The 10226-nt window shown below is 39.6% G+C and carries 14 protein-coding genes; all 14 read right to left on the bottom strand.

Annotated features, from left to right (window positions below; translation table 11 throughout):
- On the bottom strand, positions 1–516 hold a 516-nt coding region (locus tag C4S61_RS21280; RefSeq protein WP_235010159.1), incomplete at its 3' end, for a transposase.
- Between the two features lie 452 nt (positions 517–968).
- Positions 969–1406 carry a carboxymuconolactone decarboxylase family protein gene (locus C4S61_RS21275; RefSeq protein ID WP_103926795.1) on the bottom strand — a complete coding sequence of 146 codons (438 nt, stop codon included), beginning with the start codon at positions 1404–1406 and terminating at the stop codon, positions 969–971.
- 184 nt (positions 1407–1590) lie between these two features.
- Positions 1591–2028 carry a DoxX family protein gene (locus C4S61_RS21270; RefSeq protein WP_103926794.1) on the bottom strand — a complete coding sequence of 146 codons (438 nt, stop codon included), beginning with the start codon at positions 2026–2028 and terminating at the stop codon, positions 1591–1593.
- A gap of 145 nt (positions 2029–2173) precedes the next feature.
- The gene (locus C4S61_RS21265) at positions 2174–2464 is read right to left on the bottom strand and encodes an NAD(P)H-dependent oxidoreductase (RefSeq protein ID WP_103926793.1); all 291 of its coding nucleotides are present in this window, start codon (positions 2462–2464) and stop codon (positions 2174–2176) included.
- A 14-nt stretch (positions 2465–2478) separates the two neighbouring features.
- On the bottom strand, positions 2479–3453 hold the full coding sequence (locus C4S61_RS21260) for a permease (protein WP_103926792.1): 975 nt from the start codon (positions 3451–3453) through the stop codon (positions 2479–2481).
- Between the two features lie 204 nt (positions 3454–3657).
- Positions 3658–3894: a thioredoxin family protein gene (locus C4S61_RS21255; RefSeq protein WP_103926791.1), complete on the bottom strand. Its 237-nt coding sequence runs from the start codon at positions 3892–3894 to the stop codon at positions 3658–3660.
- A gap of 91 nt (positions 3895–3985) precedes the next feature.
- The gene (locus C4S61_RS21250; protein WP_103926790.1) at positions 3986–4600 is read right to left on the bottom strand and encodes a sigma-70 family RNA polymerase sigma factor; all 615 of its coding nucleotides are present in this window, start codon (positions 4598–4600) and stop codon (positions 3986–3988) included.
- Positions 4601–4812: 212 nt separating this feature from the next.
- Complete coding sequence (locus C4S61_RS21245) at positions 4813–5625, bottom strand: alpha/beta fold hydrolase (protein WP_103926789.1); 813 nt, start codon at positions 5623–5625, stop codon at positions 4813–4815.
- 133 nt (positions 5626–5758) lie between these two features.
- Complete coding sequence (locus tag C4S61_RS21240; RefSeq protein ID WP_103926788.1) at positions 5759–6214, bottom strand: DoxX family protein; 456 nt, start codon at positions 6212–6214, stop codon at positions 5759–5761.
- 3 nt (positions 6215–6217) lie between these two features.
- Positions 6218–6697 carry a DUF2141 domain-containing protein gene (locus C4S61_RS21235; protein ID WP_103926787.1) on the bottom strand — a complete coding sequence of 160 codons (480 nt, stop codon included), beginning with the start codon at positions 6695–6697 and terminating at the stop codon, positions 6218–6220.
- A 22-nt stretch (positions 6698–6719) separates the two neighbouring features.
- Positions 6720–7286: a Crp/Fnr family transcriptional regulator gene (locus tag C4S61_RS21230; RefSeq protein WP_103926786.1), complete on the bottom strand. Its 567-nt coding sequence runs from the start codon at positions 7284–7286 to the stop codon at positions 6720–6722.
- A gap of 469 nt (positions 7287–7755) precedes the next feature.
- Entirely contained in the window at positions 7756–8937 is a 1182-nt protein-coding gene (locus C4S61_RS21220) for an oxidoreductase (RefSeq protein WP_103926784.1), read from the bottom strand.
- Positions 8938–9023: 86 nt separating this feature from the next.
- Positions 9024–9635, bottom strand: coding sequence for a Crp/Fnr family transcriptional regulator (locus tag C4S61_RS21215; protein ID WP_235010155.1), 612 nt, complete (start codon positions 9633–9635; stop codon positions 9024–9026).
- 284 nt (positions 9636–9919) lie between these two features.
- On the bottom strand, positions 9920–10226 hold a 307-nt coding region (locus tag C4S61_RS21210; RefSeq protein ID WP_146064476.1), incomplete at its 5' end, for an IS66 family transposase.

Genomic DNA, 10226 nt, shown 5'->3' with positions numbered 1-10226 from the left:
AACTAATCCCAACTTTCTTTTTTGATCCAGGAATAGGTATCCTTCCGGGTTGACGTAGGGAGTTCCTTTGACCACCATGTTCCAAATGATGACTGCAAGTTTTCTTGCTGTGGCACTGATGGCTGAAACTCGTCTCTTTCTGGAGCTTATTCTTTGGAAGAAGTCTCTTAGCGGCGTGGATTCTTTCAAGTTACCAATGGCATTGGCAGCGTTTCGGAGTGCGATTTTTAGTCTGTTGCTTCCTTTGGGGACTTTGCTGGACAGGAGTTTCCCTCCGCTTACTTTGTTGTTGGGTGCGAGTCGGAGCCAACTGGCAAAATGCTTGGCAGTTTTGAATTTTTTGATTCCTTTTTTCTTCAACCGTTCGGCCATGGCAAACAGGTCCTGGTTGAACACCCCGTACTCCCGAACGTCCGGTTGGGACTGGCCCACTGCCACCCAGTGGGAACGACTTCCGACGTCAATACCCGCAGCCTGCGGATTGACGACTTCCATTGAAATCGATTCCTGTTCCATAAAAATGAGAATTTACAGTACTCTCCGAGGATGTGCTTTTGGCAAGAAAATATTCTGAACAGCCTGTCCCGATAGCGAAGCGTATCGGGAGGGTCCCGACGAAACGAGCCGCCACTGAGGTCATCGCAAGCATCCCAACCAGAATGACGCCCGTGCTTCCCGATAAATCTGGAGCGACAGTTCTAAAATCGGCCTTGCAGAGAGTGGTGGAATTTAGCAAAAAACGGTTAAGGGGCCTTTACCCCGTTAGCATACGAAGTCAACTTTTTTAAAGTAGGGGGAATGAGGCCTAACGGTCAAATAAAAGAGCAGTAGCGGATTTTAAGGTGATTACCTGTCTGTCACCACAAAAGTTTATTGAATGTACAGAACTTCGATTTATCACTTTACCCGCTATTGTTCTTATATAATGTTGGCGGTTTCTGTTCATTTGAATGCTGTTCCTAATGTTACTATTCATGAAACATATGTGTTGAGACCGCTATACGATTCCAGATGTTGATTGCTCCAATCTGGATAATTATTTGGGCGATTTCGTTTTGAGTGAAAAATTTACATGCACCCTCAAAAGTATCCTCTGTCAATCCATGATCAGCAATCAACGTTACTTCATCTGTAATGGCCAATAGCATTTTCTCTTTTTCAGTGAATAGCGGAGATTCCCACCATGCACTCAGGGCAAATATCCTTTTCTGAGATTCTCCATCCTTTAAGGCTTCACCGGTATGCATTTCTATACAATATGCACAACCATTTATTTGAGATGCTCTAATATTGACCAAATTCCTCAATCCCTTATCTAATCCTGTAGAATTGAGATACTTTTCCAAGCCAAAGATGGCTTTATACGCATTTGGCTCTAGCTCTTTAATACTAATTCTTTGTTTCATCCGTTTATAATTTGATTTTTATTGGTCAGATGGAATCTCGCATGCATTATAATCATCCCAATGTGTGACGATCTTCGTCATGCTCGATTTCATATGATTATATTTTATTTTTAAAGGCCATATGGAATCTCGCATGGTTTATAATCATCGCAGTTTATGACAATCTTCGTCATGCTCGATTTCATTACTTTAATTTTTTTAAATACATATCCAAACTATAACGATAATCATTTAATGTGCACAATAAAAAACATGCACCGGATCCTATCCATACGGAATAAGTAAAGGTAGACTTAATACCGAGTGCCAATGTCATGCTAACTGCAAAAATTGCCAGTAAAATACCTGAAGCAAAACTGGTGCCTTTTGTCTTATAGCCTATTACTAAAAATAGTGCAAAAATAATTTCAAGGACAGTCGCTATAATTGCTAATAATTCCCCAACTTCTGGCGATACAAAAAAATTAAGCTTGTTTGAATAAATTAGAAATTGTTCCCAATTACCCCAAGAAACATTCGGACTACCCGGTTTGCCCCAATATCCAAATCGATCTGCTACTGCTGATAGAAAAGCAGTAGCTACTGCTATCCGCACAAATAATTGTACATAATTAATGTTCATTTTAAAGGTCTGTTAATTTTTAAGTTAAATGAATGGAAAACCCACTTGTAAGCTTCCCTAATCCTTTTTTGAGTTGTTGTTGGTCATCATAATCTCCATGATTTTGATACCTGAAAGGTAGTACTGGGGTTGTTTCAGGTGAGGATTATTTATGAGGAAGAGAAGCCCAAATGATTGTTTCTTGCTCTTTTGTGCTATCGTCAGCCTGAGTGTTGTTTTGATAGGCCAACCTGGATTCTTTCATATAATCCAGTTTTGAATTGGGATCAAGGTTATTAAAATCATCTTTATTGGCGACTGCCTTCCTATTCATCTGGTAAAGGTCAGAAACCAATACATCACGACCGAGTTTTATAAGATAGTTTTGTGCGAAATCCTTTAAATATCCATTCAAGGAAGTTGTTTCAGGATGAGCATATACAATTAGAAGGTTCATAAATTGATCGATAATCAGAAAATTAAATTGAACAAGTAACCTGAAAGGATCATTCCTGCTGCTGCAGTAAAGTAGAAAGCAATTATCAATTTCTTTTGCATTACCTTTTTGAGCAATAAAGCTTCTGGAAGTGATAAACCGATAGACCCCATCATAAAGGCTATGGCGGTTCCTAACGGAACTCCTTTATTTACTAAAGAATCCAGAACAGGAAGCACACCCACGGCATCTATGTATAAGGGAATAGAGACAAAAACCGCAATGGGTACAGCAAATGGATTTGATTTTGAAAGATAGGTTTCAAAAAAAGATTCAGGCACATACCCATGAATAAAAGAACCTATGCCAATTCCAATAAAGATATAAGGCAAGAGTTTTTTAAAAGTTTGCAATGCTCCTTTGTTTATTTCAGGGATGCGCTCTATTAATTTTCTTGTATCTTTTTCGGTGGTATACTGTGTGGTTTGAAGGGTTTTTAACCAATCGGCCACATATTTTGCCATGCCCATTTTCTCTAGAACAATTCCACCAAACACACCAAGAATAATTCCCGAAAGAATATAAATTACGGTTACTTTCCACCCATAAGAAACCCAAAAAATGGCAATAGCTATTTCATTGACCAAAGGGGAGGTTATCAAAAAGGAAAGAGAAATACCCAATGGGATTCTTGCTTGCATCATCCCAATAAACAATGGAATGGAAGAGCAAGAACAAAATGGGGTTACAGCACCCAATACAGATGCTGCCACATTCCCCAATCCTGTTTTTTTATTTTTTTCCAGGTACTTTTTAATCTTGCTCAATGGCAGATAGCTCGTAATGACACCCATTGCATAAGTCACTAATATTACGAGAAAGGAAATCTGAATAAACGTAACAATGAAATAGTGTAGGGCTTTGCCAAATACATCAGCTTCCCCAAAATCCAATAGCCCAAAAACAAGCAAATCTGCTAACTTTGAAAGTATATTTGTTAGTGTCTCCATTTTTAAATCTTAAAGTGAATAGTCAGTATTTGATCTTACAGATAGTGACTACAAGTTTAAACTCATCCTACAGTTTTAAGCTTATGAAATATTCTTGGCAATGTCCTTCCTTAGTGAAAAGAGGACTTGCCAAGAAAATATTTGAACCGACAGGTTCATCAATTAATAATTTACCTTTTGAAGATTAAGTAAAGGTTATTACACTTAAAGGATAGACTCTAGCTGCTCATCGGTCTGGTATTTCTTGTAATCGTATACCTTTCCATTTATGACCAATGCCGGGAAAGTCAATGTTCCATAAGCCATTGTGTCTTTCAATTCAGAAAGTTCCGTAATTGTTACAGACACATTTTTTTTGGAAGCAACTCTTTCAATTTGTTCCTTGATAGGTGATCGAGTTGCACAGCAAGAGGAGTGCAAAATTTTGATTTCAGTAAACATAGTTTCAGTGTTTAAATTAAACTTTACTATGTAGTCTGAACTTGTGTGGTAAAAGACACAACTTTTCTAAAATAATTTTTACCTCTACTGATTAACAGGTTATTGAATTGCTAAAAGAAGTTTGATATTCTTTTAGAGGGGTGCAGGAATCTTTTACTGTACAATTGCTAAAATTCCCTTTTGAGTCGTATTTTATGTCACAACATTTAATAAACAACTCTCGAAGTTTTACCCTTGCCCTTTGCACTCGCATTTTTGCTCCGGAATGACTTATCCCCAATTTCTTTGCAATAGTATTTTGAGGTACCCCTTCAATATCGCTCCATAGTAAAGGCTCTGCATATTTTTTGGGAAGAAATTGGATCATCGGAACGATGAAATCATACACGGAAAGTTCGAAAGCGGTATTTTCATCTCCGATCAGTGAAAATTCATCTTCAAAAAGATGGGTTAATTTATTTTTATTGAAATAGTCATAAATGGTATTTCGGCTTACCTGAAATAACCAAGCCTTTATATTTTTGACTTCTTTATTCTTTTTTTGTGATTCAATCAGCTTTATCATCACTTCCTGAACAATGTCTTCCGCAACTGCTTCATCATGAACTTTTTTCAAGATATAGGATTTTAAGAAGCTGTAGAACTCCTGAACTACTTCGTTTAAGTTACAGGATTCTTTTGTAATTTCTCTGTTTTCACAAATCATAGCTAACGTTTTACATCTTTTTGAAGGCAAGAATTTCGGAGCACACAGTGACAAAACGCTACAAAGATAATAAATGCATAAAACTTTAACTTACCACGCTTACCCCGCTTTGGTAAGTTGCTGTTAGAGGCTCGTTGCTTTTTGGTCTACCCTTTTGCCGGCAACTATAGGGTAAGGTCTTTTTATCACTACCTTCGTATTGGTGGACCGATTTACAAATTATTTGTCTTTAGAAAATTATAGATTATCGGGTAAAATACTTGCGCAAATTCATGTATCGTTCGTATATCATCCGATATACCAACTGTGGAAAGTGTTGCATTTGAGATTTTTCTTGAAATTTGATTTGCCAATTCCGAAGGATGTCGCACATCTCCACCAGGTATAAGTAAAGTCGGTACATTAATTACAGCAAGTTCATCTACATTTTTAAAAGCCCTGTCATAAACAATTGAGCCTGCAGCTAAGATACTCTGAGCATCAGACCTTTTTATTCCATCGCGGACCATTTCTCCAATAATTGCAGACATTTGTGGTAATATAGACTCCCAAGCGGCAGAAAGCCCATCTTCCTGAAGTTGTTTCATATATTTCTCGAAAAATAGTATTTCAGCTTCCTTCGCCACATCATCCTCAATATCTTCCACACTAATAAGAACCAGCCCTTTCACTATTTTCGGATAAAGAATGCTGGTTTTCAAACTTATAGTTGAACCTATTCCAGTTCCTCCGATAACTGCTTCCTTAATATTGAAATGGTGCAGTAATTCTGCCACATCTTCTGCATAGCGGTTCCATGTATAACAAGTTTTATCATAACATACAGATTTACCGTAACCCCTAACATCCGGTAAAATGATGTTTCTATTTATACACAAACTTTCAGCTAGCGGTAAAAGGCTTTTATGATCTGGTCCTCCGCCATGAAGCATGATTAAAGGATGTTGGGGAGGATCCCTTTTTGCCGGGAGAAAAACGCCATGGAGTTTATGGTCATCATTAGTAGTGAAACAAAATGTTTCCATGTTTTTATCTATAAAGCCTATAATTTAAATGGGTCGGCAAATTCCTGCTTTGCTTGGGAATTTGTTCATGTTTAACGTAACCCTTTCTTCTTTTTCAACCACTTCTCCTTCGTAGTTAAACTTCTTCATAAGCTTAATGAAATTTGACGGCTGAGTAATAAACCCAGAAGATGAGTAAAATTTGCATGGGGATCCTAAACCAAAGATAGGCAACTCCATTTCCACCAAAAGTTGCGTTTTGGATATCAACTTTGTGTATAGCAGCATAGATATTTGCTGGAAGTATCAGAACGAAGAATATAATGAGTAACCAACCAACCAATAACCGCATAGAAGGAACAAAAAGCCCGATGGCTGCTGCGATTTCTATCACACCTGTCGCATACACAACCGCTGTTTTATATGGAATAAAATCCGGCAGCATTAAAGTCATTCCTTTGGTAAATACAAAATGACCCAATGCTGTAAATAGAAGCATTGCTGATAATGCAATCCTGGCTGATTGTGCAAATTCATAACTCCCACGAAAAATTTTCAATAGTATCATGCTAATTATAAACACACTAAAAAGGACTACTAATGGTTTCATTTACTACTTAAGTTTTATGTGAATAATCATTTCCTGATGAGTTAAGTCGAATACCGACTCTTTGAAAGTTGCTGGTCTTAAAGCCGATAAAATATTATTTGAAAATCCATACTTCTCAGTCGGTATACCCAAAAGATTCGTATCCAGTTTATAGTTGTCGTTTTCGTCTAAAAAAACAGCAATGGCATACTTTCGCTCTGGAATATTAGTGAACGAAACAGTTACCTCAGTCTGATGATTTACTTCAAATCTTTCTCGGTAAATGGCTTTATCAATTTTTCTAAATGTATCAGGGTCTTTATACCATCCCACATATAAAACGCCCTGTTTATTCTCAAGGTTTTTCACAACAACTTTATGTTGTATGTCTTGGCTGAAGGATGTCTTGAATGCAAAAACCCACAAAATTGTGAATGAGCAAATTTTATAACCAAATTTCATTTCATTTTTTTTTTGATCTGCAGCAAAACTATTCGCTTTCAAAATTTAACACAATGAACCTGAGTTAAGAAATTCGTTTTCGTATTCTACTTAAGGCTTGTGGGGTAACCCCAATATAGGAAGCAATGTATTTTAAGGGAATTTGGCGAATAAGGTTAGGTTGATCTTTAAATAAGTTCAAATACCGTTGTTCAGCGGTTTCATTCAGAAGAGACAGTTCTCTTTTGGATTTTTTTAGAAAAAGGTCTTCACCTGCTTTTCGGCCTATAAAGTTGCCGATTTTAGTTTCTTTATAAATGGTTTGCAGATCTTCAAATTTAAGTCTCCAAATAATCGTATCTGTAAGTGTCTCCATTTCATAAATGGATGGAGTCTGTGTCAAGAATGAACTGTAACCGCTCACAAAATCATTCTCGAAAGCAAAGTCAAAGGTTATGTCATTTTCTTCTTTAGGAATGAATAAGCGAATAATTCCTTTTTCGACAAATGAAAGATAGTTTTCAATTTGGCCTGCTTTCAACAAATTATGGTTTTTGAGATACTGGAATTTAACCAGTTTAGAAGAAAAAATCTCCCAATCGCTTTCTGAAATATCAAACCTTTGTTTAAAACTTGTTTTTATTTGATCCATTCATACTTGAGTTTTTTGTGATCTTTGATCTGCATGTTACGGTTGTTTGACAATTTACTTTGCACTCCACTTGCTTGTACCGATACAATTTCAATCCTTTCCTTTATTATTAGCTCCCTTCCATGGTATGATTGTCTTCAGCCTGTATGCTTCTTCTTCCATCAGGCTATCCAACAACTGTCGCTCTAGCTTTTTAATCTTTTTTTGAGGTTCTTCTGATGGTTGCGGTTTGCTAAATGGCAAAAGAGGAAACAATAAACTATTCGATCGTGAAAGCCTTACCAAATAGCAAATTTTTAGCATCCATCGGATTATATTCCATGCTCGTTAGCCTGGCCCTGCATACTGACGCCAAGTTTCGAAGTTCGTTTTTCCACCTTAAAGGCACTCTTCGACTATTTCCCTTCTTTCGGTTTGGCTATTGTGGATACTGGTCTTCGTTGTTTGATCAGATTAGCACGTTTTAAGTTTACGATTCGTTGTTAAGATTTTCCAAACCTGTTTCAAGATAAGACACTTCAATATCCTCAGCGGCGTGGGAACCTTTTGCCATAAACTGCTTCGTGTTTTTCAGCGATACACTGGGCTTGATCATATCCTGGTGAAAGGGAATGACTGTTCTGCCTTCCATGATTCTTTTGGGCCAGTCCGGGTTGGCAATGGCGGCACGGCCGATAGAAACAAGGTCAGTGTCTCCCTGTTCAATTAATCGTGCAGCCAGCTCCAAGTTGTGCATGCCGCCGTTGGCAATGATCGGCACCCCTAGCAATTGTTTAGCAATGCGGTTGGAGGATGTACCGGAAGGATACAGGCACTCCCGTTCCCATCTGCCCCCTTCTGCGGCGATGTGTACGTAGTCTGGCGTAAACTTTTTCACTTCCCGGAAGATCGCCCTGGCCGTTGCAGCTCCCCCGGGCCAGCGATAGGCGAGGTTGTTTACCTTGCCTTCCGAAAATCGAATGCCAACCACAAACCGCGGCTGTACGACTGCTCTGATAGCTACGTACACTTCCGCCAGCAAAAGGAGGCGATTTTCTACTGTTCCTCCGTAGGCATCTGTGCGCTTGTTCGTATAATCCGTAATAAACTGATCAAACAGATAGCCATTGGCGGCATGAAGTTCCACACCATCGAAGCCCGCTTCTTCCGCTTTTAATGCCGCTGCTACGAAGCCTTGCTTTATTGCCAGAATTTGCGCCGGGTTTGCTTCCCCTGGAAGCGGGAAGGGACCTGCTTCACCTCCAACTTCCGGCATTTTAACTCCCAGTGGCTGTATAGCAGAAGGAGCAATAGCCTTGCTGTGATATTGCGACAGAGCTCCTGCATGCATGAGCTGGCATATAAAAAGGGTGCCACGCTGCTTCACCTGGCGCACAATCGTCGACCAAGCTTCGAGCTGCTGTTGATTGATGAGACCTGGCTGGTTGAAATATGCCTTACTGAACTGGTCATCGGTATACGTTCCTTCGGTTATGATCAGGCCAAAGCCCCCCTCGGCAAAAGCGGTATAGTAATCCGCCATTTCCGGGGTAGGTACACCGTCGTCCGTAGCACTTGCGCGGGTCATTGGAGCTACCACCAACCGGTTCCGCAAAGGCCGGCCGGCGAACAGAAAAGGGGTAAATGCCGGGTGTTTTATTTGTGACTTCATATCATAGTTTTCTTTTCACAAAGTTCCTCCTTCCAAGCCCCATTTTGGATATAATAAAGTTAATATCTGGCGTTAAACTAGTTTAATTATTTTTTTCTCACGCCCCCGCGGATCCGGCTGAGAAATACGGATGAGATACCCAGGTAGGAGGCAATGTATTTCTGTGGCATTCGAGCTGCAATACCTGGGTACTTCTGTAGAAATTCCGCGTAACGCTCCGCGCCTGTCATGGTAATTGAATTTAGAATACGTTGGTCTTGTGCAATTGTGGCATTCTCATGCAGGATCCGCCAAAAACGCTCGAACGCAGGCACTTCTTTGTAAAGCAGTTCCAGCGAGGGTTTGTCAAGCTGGAGCACAATAGAGGGTTCCAGGGCAACCACATGGCGGCTTGCCGGCAGTTGCCTGATGAAGCTCGCAGAATCGGAAATCCACCAGTCTTCCATGGCAAAATGCAGGGTATGGTCGTTGCCTTCCCGGTCCAGATAGAAAGAGCGTAGAAGGCCGCGGCACACATAGCTCTCAAACCGACAGATTTCCCCCTCCTGTACGAGGTATTGTCTGGGCAGAAGCTGTCTTGCTTTTAAAAGAGAGCAGAAGAACTGCTGCTCATCAGGGCTAAGCGAAATCCGCTCTTGCACATGGGAAAGGATCATCGCATAAAGTTCCTGCACCGGGGGTTGGTGAAGTTTGGCCATAAAAAACATGAATTCGGGATAATTTTTAGAAAAAGCAATAGGAAAAACGGGGGCTTTTGCTATATTAAAATTTAGATATTCAATGTTTTAATACAAAAACCGCCTGTTATGCTTTTGGATAAAATTACCGAATTTTTAGTCTCCATTGATGATTTCTACCTTGATTTTGAATTGGAAAAACAACAACACCTCCTAAAATTATAACCTAAAATTTCGGTATTTAAGTATAACAAAAAGAAATAACTGTATCCATCCGACCAACCCATGTTGTAAGTAAAAAAATTTTATGTAGGGCGGTATTCTTTCCAGTTAGAGGGTAACAGCTGGTAGAGGCTTTTGTGGTTTATACTTTGGATTCGTTCGAAGACATCTTTGAGCCATTCAAACTCATTGATATTGTTTTTTTTGCAGCTGGCCATGAAGGAGTACATTGCAGCGGTCATCTCGGCAGCGTTATGTGATCCTGCGAACAGGTAGTTTTTCCTTCCGATAGCCAAGGGACGGACGGCGTTTTCGACCAGGTTGTTGTCGATTTCCATCTGTCCGTGGAGTACATAGGCACTCAGTCCAGCCCATCGTGTGTATGCATAG

Source organism: Algoriphagus boritolerans DSM 17298 = JCM 18970 (assembly GCF_900108085.1).
Classification (GTDB): domain Bacteria; phylum Bacteroidota; class Bacteroidia; order Cytophagales; family Cyclobacteriaceae; genus Algoriphagus; species Algoriphagus boritolerans.
The sequence above is the reverse complement of the archived record's forward strand: the minus strand, read 5'-3'. Positions and strand labels throughout refer to the sequence as shown.